The sequence below is a fragment of the Streptomyces sp. AJS327 genome, from assembly GCF_013450295.1.
Lineage (GTDB): Bacteria > Actinomycetota > Actinomycetes > Streptomycetales > Streptomycetaceae > Streptomyces.
On record NZ_SKBR01000003.1, the window covers coordinates 76963 to 99354 of the forward strand.

At 72.2% G+C, this 22392-nt stretch carries 17 protein-coding genes, 1 tRNA gene and 2 pseudogenes; 19 read left to right on the forward strand and 1 reads right to left on the reverse strand.

Going from position 1 to position 22392, the window contains the following annotated elements; all coding sequences use genetic code 11:
* The first annotated feature begins 384 nt into the window (after nt 1-384).
* The 12 genes and pseudogenes from E0L36_RS17790 to E0L36_RS17850 all read left to right on the forward strand — a co-directional run bounded on the left by E0L36_RS17790 (nt 385) and on the right by E0L36_RS17850 (nt 15948).
* Nucleotides 385-2703: an excinuclease ABC subunit UvrA gene (locus tag E0L36_RS17790; RefSeq protein ID WP_180930135.1), complete on the forward strand. Its 2319-nt coding sequence runs from the start codon at nt 385-387 to the stop codon at nt 2701-2703.
* Nucleotides 2704-3802: 1099 nt separating this feature from the next.
* On the forward strand, nt 3803-4189 hold the full coding sequence (locus E0L36_RS17795) for a BlaI/MecI/CopY family transcriptional regulator (RefSeq protein WP_180930136.1): 387 nt from the start codon (nt 3803-3805) through the stop codon (nt 4187-4189).
* Nucleotides 4190-4813: 624 nt separating this feature from the next.
* Nucleotides 4814-5188, forward strand: a pseudogene (locus tag E0L36_RS27115) (M56 family metallopeptidase); the annotation flags it as partial.
* Between the two features lie 300 nt (nt 5189-5488).
* Nucleotides 5489-5689: pseudogene (locus E0L36_RS17805) on the forward strand (M56 family peptidase); the annotation flags it as partial.
* A gap of 960 nt (nt 5690-6649) precedes the next feature.
* On the forward strand, nt 6650-8368 hold the full coding sequence (locus tag E0L36_RS17810; protein ID WP_219636858.1) for a BCCT family transporter: 1719 nt from the start codon (nt 6650-6652) through the stop codon (nt 8366-8368).
* 300 nt (nt 8369-8668) lie between these two features.
* Nucleotides 8669-9019 (forward strand): hypothetical protein, encoded by a 351-nt coding sequence (locus E0L36_RS17815; RefSeq protein WP_180930138.1) that lies wholly within the window; start codon nt 8669-8671, stop codon nt 9017-9019.
* 244 nt (nt 9020-9263) lie between these two features.
* A complete protein-coding gene (locus E0L36_RS17820; RefSeq protein ID WP_180930139.1) occupies nt 9264-10247 on the forward strand; it encodes a tripartite tricarboxylate transporter substrate binding protein in 984 nt (327 codons plus the stop codon).
* Between the two features lie 71 nt (nt 10248-10318).
* Complete coding sequence (locus tag E0L36_RS27770; protein WP_374705553.1) at nt 10319-11041, forward strand: tripartite tricarboxylate transporter TctB family protein; 723 nt, start codon at nt 10319-10321, stop codon at nt 11039-11041.
* Nucleotide 11042: 1 nt separating this feature from the next.
* Nucleotides 11043-12587, forward strand: a complete 1545-nt coding sequence (locus tag E0L36_RS17835; protein ID WP_180930140.1) for a tripartite tricarboxylate transporter permease — start codon at nt 11043-11045, stop codon at nt 12585-12587.
* Nucleotides 12588-13223: 636 nt separating this feature from the next.
* Nucleotides 13224-14411, forward strand: a complete 1188-nt coding sequence (locus tag E0L36_RS17840) for a cation:proton antiporter (RefSeq protein ID WP_180930775.1) — start codon at nt 13224-13226, stop codon at nt 14409-14411.
* Nucleotides 14412-14755: 344 nt separating this feature from the next.
* Nucleotides 14756-15052, forward strand: coding sequence for a type II toxin-antitoxin system VapB family antitoxin (locus tag E0L36_RS17845; protein ID WP_180930141.1), 297 nt, complete (start codon nt 14756-14758; stop codon nt 15050-15052).
* Between the two features lie 203 nt (nt 15053-15255).
* Nucleotides 15256-15948, forward strand: a complete 693-nt coding sequence (locus E0L36_RS17850; protein ID WP_180930142.1) for a LytR C-terminal domain-containing protein — start codon at nt 15256-15258, stop codon at nt 15946-15948.
* 91 nt (nt 15949-16039) lie between these two features.
* On the opposite strand, the gene upp is transcribed toward E0L36_RS17850, so the two are convergent.
* Entirely contained in the window at nt 16040-16675 is a 636-nt protein-coding gene (upp, locus tag E0L36_RS17855; RefSeq protein WP_180930143.1) for a uracil phosphoribosyltransferase, read from the reverse strand.
* Between the two features lie 340 nt (nt 16676-17015).
* On the opposite strand from upp, the gene E0L36_RS27775 reads away from it, so the two are divergent.
* The 7 genes from E0L36_RS27775 to E0L36_RS17890 all read left to right on the forward strand — a co-directional run bounded on the left by E0L36_RS27775 (nt 17016) and on the right by E0L36_RS17890 (nt 22220).
* Entirely contained in the window at nt 17016-17198 is a 183-nt protein-coding gene (locus E0L36_RS27775; protein ID WP_258016383.1) for a hypothetical protein, read from the forward strand.
* Between the two features lie 191 nt (nt 17199-17389).
* Nucleotides 17390-17926 carry a hypothetical protein gene (locus E0L36_RS17865; protein WP_180930145.1) on the forward strand — a complete coding sequence of 179 codons (537 nt, stop codon included), beginning with the start codon at nt 17390-17392 and terminating at the stop codon, nt 17924-17926.
* Nucleotides 17927-18047: 121 nt separating this feature from the next.
* Entirely contained in the window at nt 18048-18719 is a 672-nt protein-coding gene (gene tadA, locus E0L36_RS17870; RefSeq protein WP_180930146.1) for a tRNA adenosine(34) deaminase TadA, read from the forward strand.
* Nucleotides 18720-18796: 77 nt separating this feature from the next.
* Nucleotides 18797-18884, forward strand: a tRNA-Ser gene (locus tag E0L36_RS17875).
* A 466-nt stretch (nt 18885-19350) separates the two neighbouring features.
* The gene (locus E0L36_RS17880; RefSeq protein ID WP_180930147.1) at nt 19351-19515 is read left to right on the forward strand and encodes a hypothetical protein; all 165 of its coding nucleotides are present in this window, start codon (nt 19351-19353) and stop codon (nt 19513-19515) included.
* 736 nt (nt 19516-20251) lie between these two features.
* Complete coding sequence (locus E0L36_RS17885) at nt 20252-21073, forward strand: RNA polymerase sigma factor SigF (protein WP_180930148.1); 822 nt, start codon at nt 20252-20254, stop codon at nt 21071-21073.
* A 199-nt stretch (nt 21074-21272) separates the two neighbouring features.
* Nucleotides 21273-22220, forward strand: coding sequence for an RNA polymerase sigma factor SigF (locus E0L36_RS17890; RefSeq protein WP_180930149.1), 948 nt, complete (start codon nt 21273-21275; stop codon nt 22218-22220).
* The last annotated feature ends 172 nt before the right edge of the window (nt 22221-22392 follow it).

The window sequence follows — 22392 nt, forward strand, 5'->3', positions numbered from 1 at the left end:
TCGCCGTCACCGTGGCGACCCGGGCCGTACGGGCGCCACGGTCCCGGGTCCGCCGGGTGCCGGTCCCCCGGCCCACGGGAGCCGGGGGCCGTCGGCCGGATGGGCGGGCCCGTGGACCGGGCGGCGGCCGAGCGCTGTCCACCGAAGCCGAAAGGCGCCGCAGGAAACGCCGCGAGACCCGGTGTTCGGAGCCCACCTCCGGAGCCCCGCCCGTCGGGCGCTTCGAGTCCGGACCCGCGCACGCGGGCGCCGGACCCGTCCACGCGGGCGCCGGAGCACGCGCGGTTCGGAAACGCCGGACCCGCGCGCGTGGGACCCGGGTGGCCCGCGCGCGGTTCAGGAACATCGAGAGACCGAGAAGTTCGAGCAACGCGAGGAGCCGTTATGGCCGCCGACCCGTCCCGTCAGCCGTCCCCCGAGACGGACCGTCACCGCGCGCTTCAGCCGGCGGACGGGCACAACGTGATCAGGGTTCGAGGGGCGAGGGAGAACAACCTGGCCGACGTCTCGGTCGACATACCCAAGCGGAGGCTCACGGTGTTCACCGGGGTCTCCGGCTCGGGCAAGTCCTCCCTGGTGTTCGGTACCGTCGCCGCAGAGTCGCAGCGGCTGCTCAACGAGACGCACACCGCCTTCGTCCAGTCCTTCCTGCCGAGCCTGGGCCGTCCGGACGTGGACGCGCTGGAGAACCTCAGCGCGGCGATCCTCGTCGACCAAGAGCGGATGGGGGCCAACTCGCGCTCCACCGTGGGCACCGCGACGGACGCGTACACCATGCTGCGGATCATCTACAGCAGGCTCGGCACCCCGCACATCGGCACCTCCTCGGCGTTCAGCTTCAACAGCGCCGAGGGGATGTGCCCGGCGTGCGAGGGGCTGGGCGAGGTGTCCAGCGTCGACATAGACCAGCTGGTGGACCGCGACCTGTCGCTGAACGAGGGCGCGATCACCGTCCCGGGCTTCGCCGTCGACTCCTGGTACTGGCAGATCATGGCCGGATCCGGGCTCTACGATCCGGACAAGAAGCTGCGGGACTTCACCGACCAGGAGTGGGACGACTTCCTGCACAAGCCCACCACCAAGATCAAGGTGGGCTCGCACAACATCACCTACGACGGGTTGCTGCCGAAGGTGCAGCGGGTCCACCTCGCCAAGGACCGCGAGTCCATGCAGTCGGCGGTGCGCGCGTTCGTGGACCGGGCCGTGGTGTTCCGCCGGTGCGCGGACTGTGAGGGGACCCGGCTGAGCGCGGCGGCGCTGTCCTCCACCATCGACGGCGTCAACATCGGCCAGTGCTCGGCGATGCAGATCAGCGACCTCGCCGTCTTCGTCCAGCGCGTCGCGGACCCGTCGGTGGCGCCGCTGCTGGCCACGCTCCGCCAGACGCTGGACTCGCTGGTGGAGATCGGCCTGGGCTACCTGAGCCTGGACCGGCCCGCGTCCACCCTCTCCGGCGGGGAGGCCCAGCGCGTCAAGATGGTCCGGCACCTGGGATCCAGCCTCACCGACATCACCTACGTCTTCGACGAGCCGACGGCCGGACTGCACCCGCACGACATCCAGCGGATGAACGGCCTGCTGGAGAGCCTGCGGGACAAGGGCAACACGGTGCTGGTGGTGGAGCACAAGCCGGAGGTGATCACGACGGCGGACCACGTCATCGACCTGGGCCCGGGCGCGGGTTCGGACGGTGGCCAGATCTGCTACACCGGCGACGTCGCCGGGCTGCGCGCCTCCGGCAGCCTCACCGGGCGCTACCTGGAGCACCGTGCCGCGCTGCGCGAACCGGCCCGGTCGCCGCGTGGGGCGCTGACCATCAAGGACGCCGACCTGCACAACCTGCGGAACGTCTCCGTCGACGTCCCGCTCGGGGTGCTGACCGTGGTCACCGGGGTGGCGGGCTCCGGCAAGAGTTCGCTGATCCACGGCTACGTCTCGGAGCGGGAGGGTGTGGTGGTGGCCGATCAGTCCCCGATCCGGGGATCGCGCCGCAGCAATCCGGCCACCTACACCGGACTGCTGAACCCCATCCGTACGGCGTTCGCCAAGGAGAACGGCGTCAAGCCGGGGCTGTTCAGCGCCAACTCAGCCGGAGCCTGCCCGAACTGCCAGGGCATCGGCCTGGTCTACACCGACCTCGCGATGATGGCCGGGGTGGCCTCGGTCTGCGAGGAGTGCGAGGGCAAACGCTTCACGCCGGAGGTGCTGACCTACACCCTGCGCGGTAAGAACATCAGCGAGGTGCTGGGCATGTCGGTCGCCGAGGCCCACGCGTTCTTCACCTCCGGTCAGGCCCGGGCCATCCTCGGCCGCCTCACCGACGTGGGACTGGGGTACCTCCGTCTCGGCCAGCCGCTGAACACCCTCTCCGGCGGGGAGCGGCAGCGGATCAAACTCGCCATCCACATGGCCCAGAAGTCCTCGACGTACGTGCTGGACGAGCCGACAACCGGGCTGCACATGGCCGATGTCGACCAACTGCTGGCACTGCTCGACCAGTTGGTGGACAGCGGCAACTCGGTGATCGTCATCGAGCACCACCAGGCCGTGATGGCCCACGCCGACTGGATCATCGACCTCGGCCCGAGCGGCGGACACGACGGCGGCCAGGTGGTCTTCAGCGGTACCCCGGCCGACCTCGTGGCCCACGGCGAGACCCGCACCGCCCAGCACCTGCGCGCGTACGTGGGCCACGACGCCTGACCGTCCGCTGTCGGCCATCGTCGGCCGCCGTCGGACACCGACCGGTCCGCCCGGCCTGGCCAGCGGAATGAGCGGACGGAGGCGGCGGAGGCCGACGATGACGCGGTGCGGGCGCGGGCCACGGCGAGGCGTCGCGCCGAGGCGCGGCGTCGGCATGGGCATCGGCATCGGCAGCGGCAGCGGCAGCGGCAGCGGCAGCGCGCCGGGGCGTTCCCGGGGACGGGGAATTCACCCGACCCGGGAACGGCCCCCGACCCCAACCGACCTGTCCCCACGGGCAGTTCGCCTGGTGGGAGGCGGTAACCCACGGTACGGAAGCGGCGGCGGGACGGTACGGGACCCGATCCACGACGCGGCGGATCGCCCGGAGGGCTTCTAGGCTGAGCGCGCATCAGACGGGAACGGCCGTCGTGGGGGACGCAGTCCCCGGCGCGGCGCACCCAGCGACCGGCACCGGCCTCCGCGTCAGCACCCGGCACCGGTATCCGTACCGGTACGGGCGTCGGCAACGGCATCCGTACCGGCGGTGGTGTCCGTACCGGCGGTGGTGTCCGTACCGGCGGTGGTGTCCGTACCGGCGGTGGCGCGACTGCCGTCGGGGCTCCGGCGGTGGCGCGGCGGGGGGCTCCGGCCGTCGTCAACTCCCCGGCGTGGGAGACGACATGGTCGCCGCACTCCCCCTCCGGGGCGGTCGTGGCCGGGCCCTCCCGGAAGCGGTCGTGGCCGGGCCCTCCGGGAGCGGTCGCGGTCGGGCGCGAGCCTGGTCGAGACGGACGGCGGGGTGTGAGAGGGCGAGCGTGGGGCAGCGGGGGCGTGGGACGGCGCGGGCGCGGCGAGACGTGGCGGAGCGGGGCGATCGGAGAGGGCCGCGGGAGCGGGGAGGAAGGATCCGGGGGAAGAAGGGATGGGGACCCGTACGAGGCGGGGCCGGACCGGACGGGCGAGAGCCACCGGTGCGGGCGGGAGCGGTACCGGTCGGGCCACGGAACCGGTGTGGGGCCGGGGGAGGGCGATACGGCACAGGGAGCGCCCCCGTGTGGGGCATGGCAGGCGGCACCGCGCGGGTAGCGCGGAAGCAGGTGGAGAGGCAGGGCAACCGATGGTCAAGTACGGCGATCAGCCCGGAGAGAGTGGCGGACGCAGGCGCGGTCAGGGCGAGTTGGAGAGCCAGGTGCTCGCGGTGCTGCGGGCCGCGCCCGGGCCGGTGACGGCGGCCTGGGTGCGTCAGCACCTCGGGGACGAACTGGCGTACACCACCATCGTCACCATCCTGACCAGGCTGCACGCCAAACAGGCCGTGACCCGGGGCAAGTCGGGGCGGTCCTACCTGTGGTCGGCCCTCGCGGACGAGGCCGGGCTCGCCGCGCTGCGGATGCGCAGGGTCCTGGACAGCGAGAGCGACCGGAACGCCGTGCTCACCAGCTTCGTCTCCTCGCTGTCGGAGGAGGACGAACGGCTGGTGCGGGATCTGCTGCGGGAGGAGTGACGCATGGACCGGATGGCAGCGGCGCTCGCCTTCCTGCCGTTCGTACTGCCGCTGACCGTCCTGCCGGTCGCGCGGCTGGCCGACCAGCGCACCCATCCGCGCCGCGCGGCCCGGATGCTGACGGCACTGGGGGTGGCGCTGGCGCTGTGCAGCACGCTCTCGCTGGTGCTGCTCGGACTCGTCGGTACCGCTCAACTCCCCGGCAACCCGCTGCCGGACGTCTGGGCGGACCCGGAGGTCAGCACCGTCATCCCGTACGCCCACCTCACCGGGCCACCGGCGATCGGGCTGCTGCTCGCGGTCGTCGGGGCGTGTCTCGCGGCGCTTCGGCGCCACCGCCGGGTGCTGGCCCGTACACGGCACGCGCTCGCCACCCTCGCCCCGGCGGCCGGAGCGCCCGCCCCGGCCCCGGGAAGCCACCCGGACCGGGAGCGCTGCCCGGGGCCGGAGGGCCGCGCGAGCCGGAAGGGCCGTGGAGAACCGGGGAACGCCGGGGCCGGAGAGCCGGGGAGCGGGGTGGACAACAGGCCGGAGAGCGGACCGGGTAGCGGGGCGGGGAAGGGGCCGGGGGTTCGTACGGCGGCGCACCCCACCGGCGAGGACCCGGTGGCGGACCTGGGCCCCGGAGTGACGGTCCTGCCTGACGAACAGCCCTACGCCTACGCCTTACCGGGCGCACCGGACCGCATCGTGGTGTCCACCGGGATGCTCGCCGGGCTGGAACCGGCCGAGCGCCGCGCGATGATCGCGCACGAACGCGCCCATCTCACGGGCGGGCACCACCGGTACCTGCTCGCGGTGGCGCTGCTGAGCCGCGCCAACCCCCTGTTGTGGCCGCTGCGTTCGGCGGTCGGCTACCACCTGGAACGCTGGGCCGACGAGTCGGCGGCCCGGGCCGTCGGTGACCGCCGCACCACCGCGCGCGCCGTGGCCAAGGCCGCGCTCGCCGCCCGGACGACGGGGGCCTCCGCCCCACCGGGGCTCCTCGCCTTCGCCGCTCCCGCGGACCCCGAACCAGCACCGGAACCGGCGCCGTTGCCGCTGCCGTTGCCGGAACCGTCACCGGGATCGGTGACGCTGCCGGAAGCAGCGGTGGAACCGGCGCCGCCCGTCGACCGCACCGCCCTGGGCGGCAGGGCGGAGGCGTCCGCGGCTCCCGTCCGGCTCCCCGCGCGCCCCCGAGGGCCAGCGCCCGCCCGCACTCCCGCACCAGCTCCCGTCGCCCCGCCCGAGGGGCAGTCGCCGTCCCGTCCGGTACCGCCTCCCCCGGCGGCACCGCCCTGCGAGGAGGTCCTGCCCTCGGCGGCGGGCGGGCCGGTGCCGCGCCGGGTGGCGGCGCTGCTGGGTCCGGTGCCGCCGGAGCACGGCTGGTTCCCCGCGGCGAGCCCCGCCGGCCTGGCGGCCTTCCTCGCCACCGCGGGCACCACCCTGTCCGCCGTCGCCGCGCTGGACACGGCGCTGGCTCTCTTCCTGGTGCTCAAGGCGGCCACCCCACTCTGACGGGCCGCCGCTCGCCCCGGGTTCGGCGGACCGGGACGCGGGGCCCGGCGCGGCGTCCCGTCCGGTGGGGCCGTGCGGCGCCGTGTCGGGGGTCGGTGGGGGCTGGGCAGCGCGCGGCCGACGCGGCGCGCTGGGGTCCCCTTCATCCCGCCCCCGGGCGGCTACGCTCCTCCAAGCCCGGCCCGTGCCCGTGTGGCAGCCCGGTGGCACTTTCCCTGATCAACTCTGCCGTGGAAGGGGCCCGGATTCGGCACGGACTTCGACCGGAAACGAAGCGGAGTTCAGACAGTGAGTCTTCAGAGAGCTTCACCCACGGAACACCGTGCGCACACTCACCGATCAGGCCGAGTAGCAGCCTAAGCGGAATCACGACAGAACCAGCCGGTCCAGCGCCTGGCGTGCCACCCCGTTTGGATCAACTCTTGAACGAGTCGGACCGTTCCACATGACCCCGACAACCGGCACATGCCGAACCCGGGCGGCCTTCCAATGGTTTCGCAGCACGTTCACAACTGGCTCGAACCATCCGGTCACTTCGGCGACCGACCCTCCACCGAACGCACATGACATGGGAAATCGCGCTCCGGCGGGGGGTTCGGCGGTGGCGGCGCCGGGGCGGCCATATCGCGGAGAAGTCATTTCGTTACTCGCGGATTCGGGGCGGAACGCGCGCTGCGGGACTACGCTCCTGTCCCCTCGAAGGCTCCGCAGCCAGTGGGGCGCCGCGCCCCGACGAGGCGGCTCCGGCCGCTCACTCGATGACACTCCTTTAAAGATTCATGGTCTGTTTTTGAAGGTCCATCGACCGCTGTATGACGCATGCAGACCGCGCCGTCGGGTAGCGGGCTTCTGTGCTGCCGTCGTCTGTACATACAAGAGTCGACAACTTAAGTGGAGGAACGGGTGGACAAAAAGCCACGCAGCGGTGAGGTCCCCACGGGGGCTTCTCCCAGCTCCAGTCTGCGACCGGCGCTGAGACCACCGCCGACGGACTACGTGGTGTTCGGCGTCACGGCGGCGCTCACCCTGGCCTTCGTGCTGTGGGGTGCCTTCGGCACGGACTCCCTGGAGAGCGTCTCGACGAGGATGCTCAACGAGACGATGCACAACGGCGGTTGGGCCTTCGTGCTGGCCGCCTCGGGGTTCGTCATCTTCGCCCTGTGGCTGGCCTTCAGCCGCTACGGGAAGATCACCCTCGGCAAGGAGGGCGAGAAGCCGGAGTTCCGCACGGTCTCCTGGATCGCGATGATGTTCAGCGCCGGTATGGGCATCGGTCTGATGTTCTACGGCGTGAACGAGCCGCTCACGCACTTCGCCGATCCCCCGCCCGGTACCCACGGGGCGGACGCCGACGCGGCGGACCGGATGGAGACCTCGCTCGCCACCACGCTCTTCCACTGGACGCTGCACCCGTGGGCGATCTACGCGGTGGTCGGTCTGGCCATCGCCTACAGCTGCTTCCGCCGTCGGAGGCGGCAGACGATCAGCGCGGTCTTCACCCCGCTGATCGGTGAGCGGCACGCCAACGGCACCATGGGCAAGATCATCGACATACTGGCGATCTTCGCCACGCTCTTCGGCTCCGCCGCCTCGCTGGGTCTGGGCGCGCTCCAGATCAGCAGTGGTGTCGAGGAGGTCGGCTGGGCCGACAACGTCGGCCAGACGGTGCTGGTGCTCATCATCGCCGTGCTCACCGTGGCGTTCGTGCTGTCCGCCGTGTCCGGGGTGGCGAAGGGCATCCAGTGGCTGTCCAACATCAACATGGTGCTGGCCGGGCTGCTGGTCGTCTTCGTCTTCGTGGTCGGGCCGACCATCCTGATGCTCAACATGGTGCCGAGTTCGATCACCTCGTTCGTCGGTGAACTCCCGCAGATGGCCGGGCGTACCGACTCCTCCGGGGGTGAGGACGTCGCCACCTGGCTCTCCGGGTGGACGGTCTTCTACTGGGCCTGGTGGATCTCCTGGACGCCGTTCGTCGGCATGTTCATCGCGCGCATCAGCCGGGGCCGCACCATCCGGCAGTTCGTGGGTGGCGTCATCCTCGTGCCGAGCGTCGTCAGCCTGATCTGGTTCTCCATCTTCGGCAGCACCGCGATGAAGCTGGAACAGGACGGGGCGAAGCTGACCGACGAGGCGACCGCCGAGGGCCAGCTGTTCGCCGTGCTGAACGAGTACCCGATCGCGGGTGTCACGACGCTGCTCGTGATGATCCTGGTCGGCATCTTCTTCGTCTCCGGCGCGGACGCCGCGTCCGTGGTCATGGGCACGCTCTCGCAGAAGGGGACGATGGAGCCCACCCGGCTCGTCGTCATCACCTGGGGTGTGCTCACCGGTGCCGTCGCGGCCATCATGCTGCTGGTCGGAGGGGGTGGGGACAAGGCGCTCGAAGGGTTGAAGAACCTCACCATCCTGGTGGCGGTGCCCTTCACCCTGGTCATGATCGGACTCTGTATCGCGCTCCTCCGCGACCTCCGCAGGGATCCGCTGATCCTGCGTGGCGAGCGCGGCGAGGAGGCCATCGAGAGCGCCGTCATCGCCGGACACGAGCAGTACGCCGGGGAGTTCGAGATCCAGATCGGTCCCGTCTCCGACGACAACGGCAACGGCAACGGTGACGACGGTGGCAAGGCCGCCGCCGGATCCGGTGGCCCGTCCGATACGCCCAGCAAGGGCGAGTAGACGCCGTGTCGGGGTCACGGGTCGCCAGGACTCGTGACCCCGGCGGTCGTTCGCCGCGCGGGCCACGGAGCGTGTCACACGACGGGTGGCCTGCCGTACGACCCGCCGGACGACCGATCAGACGCCCCGCCACGGAGCTCCGTGGCGGGGCGTCCGCGTTCCCGCCCCCTCCATGGCGGCGGGCCAATCCAAAACCCCTGCACAGAACGGGACTTGGCCATCCGACCGGGCGGTGACGCGGGTTAGCCCGACCTCACGGTCCGACGGAACGAGCGGCGTCTCCGCCGGTAGCGTGGCCGTATGTCTTCCGTACTCGTCATCGGCTACGACCCACGAGCGCTCCCGGAGGGTGACGGGGAACGGGTACGCGCGGCGCTGGAGGCGGAGTTGGCGCGCTTCGCGGAACACGGCGTCGAGGTGGGCACCGCGCTGGTCAAGGACGACGCCGCGGCCGAGTCCGTCCTCGTAGCGGCACTGCGCGAACGGCCGTGGCGGGTCGTGGTCATCGGCGGGGGAATCCGCCAGGACCCCGCGCTGCTCCCGCTGTTCGAGCGCATCGTGAACCTGGTGCGCCGCCACGCGCCGCGGGCCGCCGTCGCCTTCAACTCCGGCGTCACGGACACCGTGGACGCGGCGCTCCGGTGGCTCTGAACCACCCGGTCACCGCCTCGCGCGGCCGTTCCACCCCCATGGCGTACGGGGCGTGGGAGAGCCCAACCGCCGTGTGACGGGCGGGGCGTGGGCGTGCGCGACGACGGCCTGGGACAGGCGGTGCGGCGCGACCACAAAGACCACAACGACCATTAGTTTTCCAGCGCGCGCGAGGGGAGACATCCGCCGGCCGCCGGGGCAGCATGTGGGCGCTTCGCTCCCCTCCCCGAAAGGCGGTGCCCGCGTGCGCCTCCGCGCAGTGGTCTCCACGCTCTGTGCCGCGCTGCTCCTGCTGGTCGGACCTCCGCTGATCAGTTCCGGCGACGGCAAGGACACCGGCACCAACATCCCCGGTCTGCGGTTCATGGTGCCCAACACCCCGGGCGGCGGCTACGACATCACCGCCCGTACGGCGGCGAAGGATGCCGAGGACGCCGAACTCAACCACAACATCGAGGTGTTCAACCTGCCCGGGGCGGGTGGCACCGTCGGCCTCAGCCGTCTGGTCAACGAACGTGGCAACGGCAAGCTGACCATGTCGATGGGGCTGGGAGTGGTGGGCGCCGTCCACACCAACCGCGCCCCCTCCACGCTCGCCGACGCGACACCGATCGCGCGGCTGGTGGAGGAGCCGAACATCGTCGTCGTCGCCAAGGACTCCCCGTACAAGACGTTCCGCCAACTGCTGGAGGCGTGGCGGAAGAAGCCGCGCTCGCTGCCGGTCGGCGGTGGCTCCTCGGCCGGGGGCCCGGACCATCTCGCGCCGATGCTGATGGCCGAGGGCGCGGGGATCGCCCCGAAGACGGTCAACTACGTGCCGTACGACGGTGGTGGGGAACTGCTCGCCTCGGTGCTGGGCGGCAAGGTGGCCTTCGGCGTCTCCGGACTCGGTGAGTACCGCGACCAGATCGAGTCGGGCGAACTGCGGCTCCTCGCGGTGACCGGGCCCCAGCGGGTGGACGGCTTCGACGCGCCGACGCTCAAGGAGGCCGGTATCGACGTGGAGTTCACCAACTGGCGCGGCATCGTGGCACCTCCGGGACTGTCCGACACCCAGCGCACCAGACTCATCCGGTTCTTCGGCACCCTGCGCGACTCCAGCCAGTGGAAGGAGTCGTTGCGCCGCAACGGCTGGGACGACGCCTACCTCCCGGGGGAGAAGTTCGGGCGCTTCCTGGCGTCGGAGGACCGGCGCGTCGACTCCGTACTGAAGGGACTTGGCCAGTGAGTCCGATCGCTCCCGCCCCAGGCCCACCGGAACACCCCGGTCGCCCCCGACTCATCATCCGCATACGGGAGTTGCTTCGGGGTCGCGCCGAACTCGGCGTCAGTGCCCTGTTGCTGGCTCTCGGCCTGCTGGTGCTCTTCGACGCGCTGACGATGGACCAGGTGGCCACGGAGCGCGGCCCGGTCGGCCCCCGGACGGTTCCGCTGGTGGTGGGCTGCGCGCTGCTGCTCGTCTCGGTGGCGCTCGCCGTGGAGGTCGTACGGGGTGGCCCACGGCGGAGCGGACGACCGGACGCCGCACCCGAGGCCGAGTCCGAGCCCGATTCCGCCACCCAGGTCACCTCCCAACTCTCTTCTTATGAACAGGAGTTGACGGGTCGCGCGGCAGACAACCCGGACACCGGCACGGAGCCGGAGGGCTCGCGGCCCACCAAGCCGGAGGCCACCGAACCGGGCGCCGCCGAGCCCGACTCCGGCGCGGACGGCACGAACTCCGGTGTAGGCGGGGCGAGTTATGACACGGACGGCCCGCCCTCCGGTACGGACGGGCCGGGGGACTGGCGGACGGTCGGGCTGCTCGTCGGAGTGTTCCTCCTCACCGCGGCCCTGATCGAGCCGCTCGGCTTCCCGCTCGCGGGCGCCCTGCTGTTCTGGGGCGCCGCCTACGCGCTGGGCAGCCGCGCCCTCGTCCGCGACCCGCTCATCGCCGCGGTGCTCGCGCTACTCACCTACGTCCTCTTCCACACCCTGCTCGGGGTGCCGCTGCCCGGCGGCCCCCTGATGGGGGTGATCTGAGATGGACGCCCTCTCCTCCCTGATGGACGGCTTCGGCACCGCCCTGGCCCCCGTCAACCTGATGTGGGCGGCGATCGGCGTGCTGCTCGGCACCGCCATCGGCGTCCTGCCCGGCATCGGCCCCGCGATGGCGGTCGCCCTGCTGCTGCCGGTCACCTACGGGCTCGACCCGGTGGGCGCCTTCATCATGTTCGCCGGGATCTACTACGGCGGGATGTTCGGCGGCTCCACCACCTCGATCCTGCTGAACACCCCCGGTGAGACCGCGGCGGTGATCGCCGCCGTCGAGGGGCACCCGATGGCGAAGGCGGGCCGCGGCTCGCAGGCGCTCGCCGCGGCGGCCATCGGCCACTTCGCGGGCGGGCTGATCGGCACCGTACTGCTGGTGATGCTGGCGCCCACGGTCGCCGAACTCGCGGTGGACATCGGGGCGCCGGACTACCTCGCCGTCATGGTGCTGGCCTTCATCGCCGTGACCTCGGTGCTGGGCAGCTCCCGGGTACGCGGCTTCGCCTCCCTGCTGATCGGGCTGACCCTCGGGCTGGTCGGCCTCGACCAGATGACCGGGCAGCAGCGCCTGACCTTCGGCAGCCTGCAACTCTCCGACGGGATCGACGTCGTGATCGTCGCCGTCGGGCTCTTCGCGATCGGCGAGGCGCTGTGGATGGCCGCGCGGCCCGGCGGCCCGGGTGGGCCCGGCGGGGCCACCGGGCCGGGCCGGAAGGGGCGCGGCACCGCGCCGGAGGCGGAGCCGGTGGGACGGCCCTGGCTGGGCCGGGCGGAGCTGCGGCGCAGCTGGAAGCCGTGGCTGCGCGGCCCGTTGATCGGTTTCCCGTTCGGCGCGATCCCGGCCGGCGGCGCGGAGATCCCCACCTTCCTCTCGTACATCACCGAGAAGCGGCTCTCCCGCCACCGGAAGGAGTTCGGCAAGGGCGCGATCGAGGGCGTGGCCGGTCCGGAGTCGGCGGCCTCCGCCTCCGCCGCCGGAACGCTGGTCTCGATGCTGACGCTGGGGCTGCCCACCACGGCGGTTGCCGCCGTGCTGCTGGCCGCCTTCCAGAGCTACGGGATCCAGCCGGGGCCACTGCTGTTCGAGCGGGAGCCGGAACTGGTGTGGGGGCTGATCGCCTCGCTGTTCGTGGGCATGGTGATGCTGCTCGTCCTCAACCTGCCGCTCGCGCCGGTCTGGGCGAAGCTGCTGCGCGTCCCGCGTCCCTACCTCTACGCGGGCATCCTCTTCTTCGCCGCGGTCGGCGCCTACGCGGTCGGCGGCGAGCCGATCGACCTGGTGATCCTGCTCGTCATCGGGCTGCTCGGACTGCTGATGCGGCGGTTCGACCTGCCGGTGCTGCCCGCCATCATCGGCGTGATCCTCGGGCCCGCCGCCGAACAGCAGCTGCGCCGGGCGCTCCAGATCAGCGACGGCAGCGTCACCGGCCTCGTCAACACCCCGTTCTCGGTGACGGTGTACGCGGTGATCGCGCTCGTGCTGGCCTGGCCGTGGCTCAAACGGCTGCTGTGGCGCCCCCGTCGCCGCGTCCGCTGACCCTCGCCCCGTCCGGCACTCCGGCCGCCCCGCGCACCTCGGGGGCGGCCGGACCCATGACGGCGCCCCCGCGCGCGGTCCCGACCGGCCACCGAGCGCCCGGTGGCCTCCCCGGCGGTCACCGGGCGCCCCGGGGGACGCCCCCGCCCCGCCGGCGCCGACCGTCGCGTCCCCCTCCCCACCTGCGAAGTCCCCCTGTCTCCCGGGGAGTTCACCCGAGGTCCGCCCCGCCACCCGCGCCTGTGCCGCGTCCCCCCGTCCCGCGCTCCGGCGCCCGCGCGGACCGGTCCCCGCGCCCCGTCCGCGCCGGGACGCCCCCGTTCCGCCCCGCTCCAGAGCGCGGGCGCACCGCCCGCCCGTCATGACGGTACGTACCGGCGGAATGACGGGGAGGGTTTACGCCAGACCGGACAACGCCCTCCGGGCCGATGGGTTTCGTTTGGTAATCTAAGTATTAACGCGCTCTTGACGCCTACTTGACAGTGCTGCCCAGACGCCGAGGAGGAGATCATCCAACCGCCATCCCCCGTCCCCAGCCCCCGCTCCCCACGCCGCACCACCCCCGACGTCACCAGCGCCACCGGCCCCACCCATGGGGGGCGTTGACCCATGGGACACGCGGACACCCTCATAGCCATGGGCGGCGCCTTCGTGGCCGCCGCCGTGCTCGCCCGGCTCGGCAGCCGGATCGGCCTGCCGACCATCCCGCTGTTCATCCTCGCCGGGATCATGCTCGGCCCGAACACCCCCGGCTTCGTGCTGGTGGACGACGCGCACGACCTGGAGATGCTCTCCGCGCTCGGCCTCGTCCTGCTGCTGTTCTACCTCGGCCTCGAATTCCACATGGACGACCTCAAGTCCGGTGGCAAACGCATGGCCCTCGCCGGATGCGGCTACCTCGCCCTCAACGTCGGCGCCGGACTGGCCTTCGGCTTCGCGCTCGGCTGGGGCACCTCGGAGGCCCTGGTCCTAGCGGGCGTCCTCGGCATATCGTCCTCCGCGATCGTCACCAAGGTCCTGGTCGACCTCGGCCGGATCGGCAACCCCGAGACCAAGCCGATCCTCGGCATCATCGTCGTCGAGGACATCTTCCTCGCCCTCTACCTCGCCGCGCTCCAGCCGGTCCTCGCGGGCGCCGACGGCCCCACCCAGGCCCTGACCCAGACCGGCAAGGCGTTCGCGTTCCTGCTGGTGCTCGCCGCGGCGGCCCGCTGGGGCACCCGGTTCATCGGGCGGCTGTTCTCCACCAAGGACAACGAGCTGCTCGTCATCTCCTTCCTCGGCGCGGCAGTCCTCGTCGCGGGCATCGCGGAGGAGTTCGGCGTCGCGGACGCCATCGGCGCGTTCATGGTCGGCCTGATGCTCGGCAACACCACCTCCGGTGAACGCATCCGCGAGCTGGTACACCCGCTGCGGGACGCCTTCGCCGCGATCTTCTTCTTCGCCTTCGGCCTCTCCATCGACCCGGGCGACCTGCCGAGCGTGCTGTGGCCGGTGATGATCGCCGTCTGCCTCACCGTGGTGATGAACGTCCTGGCCGGGCTGCTCGCCGCGCGGATCTACGACTTCGACGCGCAGCCCACCGCGAACATCGCCTCCACGCTGCTGGCCCGCGGTGAGTTCGCCCTGATCCTCGCCACGATGGCCGCGGCGGCGGGCCTGGACGACCGGCTCTCCCCGTTCATCGCCGGGTACGTGCTGATCCTCGCGGTCATCGCGCCGCTCGCCGCGGGGAAATCGCACTGGCTGGCGCGGATGCTGCCGAACCACCGCGAGGAGCCGGACGAGGCGTCGGCCGAGCCCCCGAAACTGGTGAACCACTGACCGTGCCGTTACCCCCGACCGCTCCGGCGCCACCCGGCAGTGCCAATCCGGCGCCGCCACCCCGGAACAGGCAGCCGCGCCCCCGCGCCCCCGGCCCACTCGGAGCGCGGGGGCGCTGTCGCGTCCGGCGCACGGCCCCCCACCGGGCGAAGCCGCCCCGGGGCGGACACCGGCCCGCGGAACCGGGCGGAGCGCCACCCAGCCGGGGGATCACCGGGGGCACCGCACCACGCGACCCCTTCGGGGGAATACCGTACGATCTGGCCTGTTCCAGGCGGGAGTTGTCCCTTTACGCCAGCGTGACAAGGCTGCGCTCAGCACCGCTGTCCCGGTAGGCTTTCCGTGTGATCTTCAAGCGAATCGGAAACGGGCGGCCGTACCCCGACCACGGCCGGGAGAGCACCCGCCAGTGGTCGGACGTGGCGCCACGCCCGGTCCGCCTTGACCAGCTCGTCACCACCAAGGGCCAGCTCGATTTGGAGACCCTGCTCGCGGAGGACTCCACCTTCTACGGAGACCTCTTCGCCCACGTCGTCAAGTGGCAGGGCGACCTCTACCTGGAGGACGGACTGCACCGCGCCGTCCGGGCGGCCCTCCAGCAACGCCAGGTGCTGCACGCCCGCGTCCTGGAGCTGGACTGACCGGACCGGCGGGCGGTACCGCTCCCCACCGGACAGCCGGACCCGACCCCGGGCGGCGGCGCGGAAGAGCGGCACGGGACGAGCGGCCCGCGGGCGCTCACTAAGCCCAGCCGCCGCACCGGGTTGCCCCTTTTGGGTAGGCGATCGGTTCGGGCATTGATCATCTAGTAGGCACCGCCCGCCGGGCGCACTACGCTGCGCGTATGAGCATGCTCACACCTCCCGGCATGGGCGGAAAGTACCGCATCACGGGTGACCGCTACCCCCGGATGCGGAGGCCGAAGGGACAGCGTCGGGTGGTGATGGCCTCCGTCGCGGCGGTCGTGGCGCTCGCCGCCGCGGGGTACGGCACGCTCGAACTCGTCCAGGTCTTCTCCGGCGACGACAGCTCCACGGAGGCCAAGCGCGGCGGCGGCGCCTCCCCCTGCCCCTCCCCGTCCACCGGGGACGGCGGGAGCGAGGGCGCGCGGACCGCGTCCGGTGACGCGAAGCCCGGCGCGGAGCCCCGGGCGGAGCGGCTCCCGAAGCCGGGCTCGATCACCGTCAACGTCCTCAACGCGACCACCCGTTCCGGGCTGGCCAAGGACACCGCCGACGAGCTGAAGAAGCGCGGCTTCACGATCGGTGAGATCGGGAACGCCCCGGCGAAGCTGGACAAGAAGGTGAAGGGCAGCGCCCTGCTGCTGGCCGCCCCGGGGAAGCGGACCACGGCCAGCCTCAAGGTGCTGGGCACCCAGCTCACCAAGCCCGAGACCAGTTACGAGGAGCGGGACGGGCGGGAGGTCGACCTCGTCCTCGGGGACGACTTCACGAAGCTCACCGGGAAGAAGGAAGCCGACCACACCCTCTCCACCCTGCGCCGCGCCACCCCGGCTCCCGCCGCCTCCAACTGCTGAGCCCGCCCCGGCAGTTGGCCGAAGCCGCCCCGTGCGGCGCGGTGGCCAGGCGACCGGCCCGCCGCCCGAGGCGGGCGGAGCGTCGGCCGGGTCAGCCGGCGGTGCCGTACATCCGGTCACCGGCGTCGCCGAGACCGGGCACGATGAAGCCCTGGTCGTTCAGGCAGCTGTCGACGGAGGCGGTGACGACGGTCACCGGGGTGCCCGCCAGCTCCCGCTCCATCACGGCCACCCCCTCCGGCGCCGCCAGCAGGCAGAGCGCCGTGACGTCGTCGGCGCCCCGGTCGATCAGTTCCTTGATCCCGGCCACCAGGGTGCCGCCGGTCGCCAGCATCGGGTCCAGCACGTAGACCTGGCGCCCGGAGAGGTCGTCCGGCATCCGGTTGGCGTAGGTGGACGCCTGGAGCGTCTCCTCGTCCCGGATCATGCCGAGGAAGCCGACCTCGGCGGTGGGCAGCAGCCGGACCATGCCCTCCAGCATGCCGAGGCCCGCCCGGATGATCGGCACCACCAGGGGACGCGGGTGCGAGAGCCGCACCCCCTTCGTCTCGGTGACCGGGGTGCGGATATCGACCTCGTCGATGCGCACGTCGCGGGTGGCCTCATAGGCGAGCAGGGTCACCAGCTCGTCCGCGAGACGCCGGAATGTGGGGGAATCGGTGCGCTCGTCACGCAGCGTGGTGAGCTTGTGCGCCACCAGCGGGTGGTCTACGACGTGGGTCCGCATGACCCCGACAGTATCCGAGGGTCCCGGCGGGGAGACCGCCCCGGGTGCTCCGGGCGCATGGCCACAGCCTGGAGGGGAAGGTAGGGACGTCGACGCACGATCGCCGCAGGCACCCCGCCCCGCGCGGGCACGCACCGGAGGTGTGCACATGCCAGAGCGAGACGACCCCGGACCGGCCAGAGGCTCCGGCAGAGCGCGCGGCGGCGCCTCCCCCCGGGACGGCGACCGGCCCCGCGAGGAGGGCCACTCCCGGGAGAGCCCCACGAGCCGGGAGCGGGAGCGCGCTCCGGCGGTCGCCGGCGGCCGCGACCCCGGCCGCACCCGCGAGTCCCCCCGGTACCTGCCGCCTGACGACTCCCAGCGGAGCCCCGAGGACACCGAACGCGCCGAGCGGCTACGCCGCCGCGCCCGCTTTCTCCGGGAGCTGAACGAGGCGAAGGAGCTGCGGGAACGCGTCCAGCCCCGGCGGGCCCGCGCGGCGCGGATGCGGCAGCAGATGCTCATGCGGACGTTTCGCTGGTGACACCCCCCGGCCCGCCGCCGGACCCCGAACGCGCCACTGCCCTGGCAGACCTCCTGCCGCGCCACCGCAAACGCGGGCGCGGCGCACGACCGAAGACCCCTCGCACGGCGCCGGTTTCTGCCACGATTCCGATGGGGCGGGGGAACCTCCTCGTCAGCACTCGGACATCTGGAATCAGTGGGAGAGTCACGGTGTATTTCGCCGCACTGCTCGCGCGCACCGAAGACGGGTGGGAAGCGAGCGACACGGAGCTCGACGATGTGGAAACCCTCGCCGACCTGGCCGACCTGGCCCGGGAGGCCGCTACGGACGACGAACCGGTACTGGTCTGCATCGAGCAGGAGGCCGCCTGGTTCGGCATCGTCCGGGTAGACGGAGAGGACGACCCGCGCGTCTTCGTCTCCGACGCCGCCGCCGCGACGCGCAGTTCGTACGGCGAGATCCTGCTCTCCGACGAGCTGCTCGGCCGCGAGCCCGAGGACACCTCGGTCCTGGACCGGCTGGCGAGCCTGGACGGCACGGAGGAGGGCGAACCCGACGCCGCCGGGGAGGAGGCGACCGGCGAGGAGGACGCGGAGCAGACCCCCGTCGGGCCGCTCGGCGACTCCGGGCTCCTCTCCGACCTGGGCCTGGGCAGCAGAGCGCTGCTGGGCCTCACCCCCCAGGACGCGCTGAGCGAGATCGCCGACGCACTGGGATGCCCCGACGTCCTGGAGGCCGTCCGCTGACACGCCGCGCGGCCCCGGAGTCCAGGCCCCGGGCTCCGGAACCGCCGCGCCCCACGGCACCACGCCCTCCCCGGGCCGGGCGGCCCGAACCGGCCGCCCGGCCCGGGTGCACACTGACCGTATGACCGAGCACCCCGGCCGGACCGCGCACACCGGGTCCGAAGGGCCCGCCGCTCCCGTCCCCGGCCACCCCGGGTCCGCCCCCGCGTGCGACCCGGCGCGTCAGCCGGTGCCCGATCCGCCGTCTGACCCGATCCACGCCCCGGCCCCCGACCCCGTACGGGACCCCTGGGTCGCGCCGATGCGCCGGGCACTGGCACAGGCCGCCCGCGCCCCCGAGTCCGGTGACGTACCGGTCGGTGCCGTGGTCCTGGGCCCGGACGGCACCGAGCTGGGCCGGGGCCACAACGAGCGGGAGGCCACCGGCGATCCGACCGCGCACGCCGAACTCGTCGCGATCCGGGCCGCCGCCCGCGCCCTGGGCGGCTGGCGGCTCAGCGGCTGCACGCTGCTGGTGACCCTGGAGCCCTGCACGATGTGCGCGGGCGCGATCGTCCTCTCCCGCCTCGACCGCGTGGTCTACGGGGCGCCGGACGCCAAGGCCGGAGCCGCCGGTTCCGTCTGGGACGCGGTACGGGACCGGCGGCTGAACCACCGGCCGGAGGTGATCAACGACGTGCTCGCCCCGGAGTGCGGCGCCCTCCTCACCCGCTTCTTCCGCGCCCCCACACCCCCCGGCACACCCCCGCACCCCACCGCACCACCCGCACCGCCCGGCACCCCCGCGCCGTGATCCGGGCCGCCGACCGTCACGAGGAGGCCCGGATACCGGTTTCCGTCCACGCGCCCCCGTGGGCTAGAGTTCCTCTCGGTAGCGTGTCCGAGCGGCCGAAGGAGCTCGCCTCGAAAGCGAGTGAGGGGCAACCCCCCTCCGTGGGTTCAAATCCCACCGCTACCGCTCAGCAGTACGGCGAGGGCTGGACCTGACATCGGGTCCGGCCCTTTTCCGTGCGCGCCCACCCGGAGGGCTCCGGCAACCCCCGGCACCCCACCTCCTCCCGCCTTCTCCTCGCCGTCGCCTTCCCTCGTCCTCTCCCGTCCTCTCCGGTCTTCTGCCGCCTTCTGTCGGCCTCTCCCGTCTTCTCCGCGCGGCTCCGTACCGGGCGAGGGGGCGGCGTCGAGCCCCCGGCCGGGCGGTCGGGCCCGCGACGGGAGGCGCCGGTCAGGGGGCGGCGGGGAGCGCGCGAGGTGCGGGTTTCGGGGGTTCCGTGGGAGGTGTGCGGGAGTTTGGTGTATGCCCCAAATGAGCGGCCACCCAGGCGTTTTGGTCTTTCCAAACCCCGACCGGAGGCCGAACGCGCCGGGCTAGACTCGCACACCCAACCGATCGCACCGGTGACGTGGCGCGCAGCGGAGAGGCAGACATGGTGCAAGCGAAGAAGGTCGTGACCTACTTGGTCATCGTCTTCGTGCTCTACACGATCATCACGTCACCGGCCAGATCCGCCGACCTCGTCCAAATAGGCTTCGAGGGCATCTCCAGTGCCGCCCAGGGCGTCGGGGAGTTCATGACGCAACTCGTCCACTGACCCTCACGGCTCGCGTCCGGCACGGAACCCCGCGCCCAGCCGGAACCCCCACGTCCGCACGCCGCCCACGGACGCCCACGCCGTCGCCTCCCGTCCGCCCACGAGGCTCGGCGTGACGCCCCCTCCGGCGGTCGCCGGTCCCGCTGACGGCCACCCGGCCCCGGGATCGTCCCGGCCGCCCGCCCGGACCCCGCGGCGGTCACCCGGCCACCGGCCTGACCACGGCCCCGCCTGACGGTCCGGCAGCCGCCGTCCACGGGCACACCGCCCTCCGCCCGCCACGGCCCGTCGACCCGCGGGGCCCGCGCTCCGGGTGCCGCGCCCGGCCCACGCGCCACCGGCCGCCGCCCCGTCGGCCACCCCTCCCGGCCGACGGCTCCGCTCGGCCGTCCCCGCGCCCGCCCGGCCCACGGAGCCGGGACGGGCGCCAGCGGGGCGAGCGCGGCGCGTACCGCCGTCCGCCGGTACCCGGGTGCTCCCCACGGGTGTGCGCGGGAGCGCCTGCGGTGCGCCGGTCGTGCGCCAGCTCTGGAGAACCGGAGTCTGACCTCGACGGCGGAGCCACGGGGCCTCCCGGGCTCCCGCGACCCAACTGGCCAGCAACACGGATTATTACGGTGCTTGCACACAGTGCACATGTCTTGTGATGCTATGACCGCTTTGGGCGGATGACTGGACGGATGAACCGGGACCAACAACCCCGGTACAGCTCGGCATCACGAAGGGGTGTGACTGAGTGGACGGGACCCGGACCCTCCACCCGGATTCGCCCGGATCCGCACGACCCGGCAACCGGGGCGCGCAGGCACGGGCACTGACCCAGGTGCTCTTCGAGCAGCTGGCCGACCTCACTCCCGGCTCGGCCGAGCACACCAGGGTCCGGGAGGCACTGATCGAGGCCAACCTGCCACTGGTCCGCTATGTCGCGGCCCGTTTCCGCAGCCGGAACGAGCCCATGGAGGACGTGACCCAGGTCGGCACGATCGGGCTGATCAACGCGATCGACCGCTTCGACCCCGAACGGGGCGTGCAGTTCCCCACCTTCGCCATGCCGACGATCGTCGGGGAGATCCGGCGGTACTTCCGGGACAACGTGCGCACCGTGCACGTCCCCCGGCGACTGCACGAGCTGTGGGTGCAGGTCAGCAGCGCGACGGAGGATCTGACGACGCTGCACGGCCGCTCCCCGACCACCGCCGAGATCGCCGAACGGCTCGGCACCCCGGAGGAGGACGTGCTCGCCTGCATCGAGGCGGGCCGGGCCTACCGTGCCACCTCGCTGGAGGCGGCGCAGGAGCGCGACGACGGTTCCTCGGGCCTGCTGGACCGGCTCGGCTACGAGGATCCGGCGCTGGACGGGGTGGAGCACCGCGACCTCGTACGGCACCTCCTTGTGCAACTGCCGGAGCGTGAGCAACGGATTCTTCTGCTCCGCTACTACCGGAACCTGACGCAGTCCCAGATCAGCGCGGAGCTGGGAGTCTCCCAGATGCACGTGTCCCGGCTGCTGTCCAGGAGTTTCGCCAGGCTCCGCGCCGCAAACCGGATCGACGCGTAGCCGGGTCGAGTGACAGGGTCAGGATCCGGCAACCTCATCTGTGCAGTTTTATCGACATGAGGCTACGTCGCGTTGCTGACTTGTGACATTCTGCGAGAGCTGCGTTTGCCGCAGCGGTACGCCCGGTATTGAGGGGGAGGTGCATCCTTCAGCCGGGAGCGCCGCCGTGACGACCCGTCCGCGACCTCAAGGGGGTGGCATGTCCGTAGAACTGGGCAGCTCGAAGGTGCTCACCGAGTATCCGCATGGGGAGACACCGTCCACGCGCACCGGAGCTGCCGAGGCTCCCGGCACGTCCGACGTCCCCGGAGTCACCGACACCACCGAGGCCTCCGGTGCCACCACGGCACCGGAGGCGACCCCGGAGTACACGGACTCCGGCGCACTCGACACCCGCACTCTGTCCCGATCGCTCTTCCTCCGGCTCGCCGCCCTGGAGGGAGACAGCGCCGAACGGACCTACGTCCGCGACACGTTGATCGAACTGAACCTTCCCCTCGTCCGGTACGCGGCGGCCCGTTTCCGCAGCCGGAACGAGCCCATGGAGGACATCGTCCAGGTCGGAACGATCGGCCTGATCAAGGCGATTGACCGCTTCGACTGCGAACGCGGCGTGGAGTTCCCGACGTTCGCCATGCCCACCGTCGTCGGTGAGATCAAGCGGTTCTTCCGCGACACGTCCTGGTCGGTGCGGGTGCCGCGCAGGCTCCAGGAGCTGCGCCTGGCGCTGACCAAGGCGAGCGACGAGTTGTCGCAGACCCTCGACCGCTCCCCGACCGTCACCGAACTCGCCACCTCCCTCGGGGTGTCCGAGGAGGACGTGGTGGACGGTCTGGCCGTCGGCAACGCCTACACCGCCAGCTCGCTGGACTCCCCCTCGCTGGAGGAGGAGGGCGGCGAGGGCTCGCTGGCCGACCGCCTGGGGTACGAGGACGGCGCGCTGGAGGGCGTCGAGTACCGCGAGTCCCTGAAGCCGCTGCTGGCCAAACTCCCGCCCCGCGAGCGGCAGATCATCATGCTGCGGTTCTTCGGGAACATGACGCAGTCGCAGATCGGCGAGGAGGTCGGCATCTCGCAGATGCACGTCTCCCGTCTGCTCACCCGCACCTTGGCGCAGTTGCGCGAGGGGCTGATCGCAGAGGAGTGATGTGACACGGGGGATGCGGGAACTCACGGGGTACGCGATCACGGTGATCCGGCCAACCGTCCACCCTCCGGGGGTGGTTCGGACAGCGGGCACCAGTCGGCAGCACAGGGCCGCCGGGGCGGGAGACGCCACGGCGGCCCTGCGTCGTGCGTACCGCCCACGCCGCCGCACC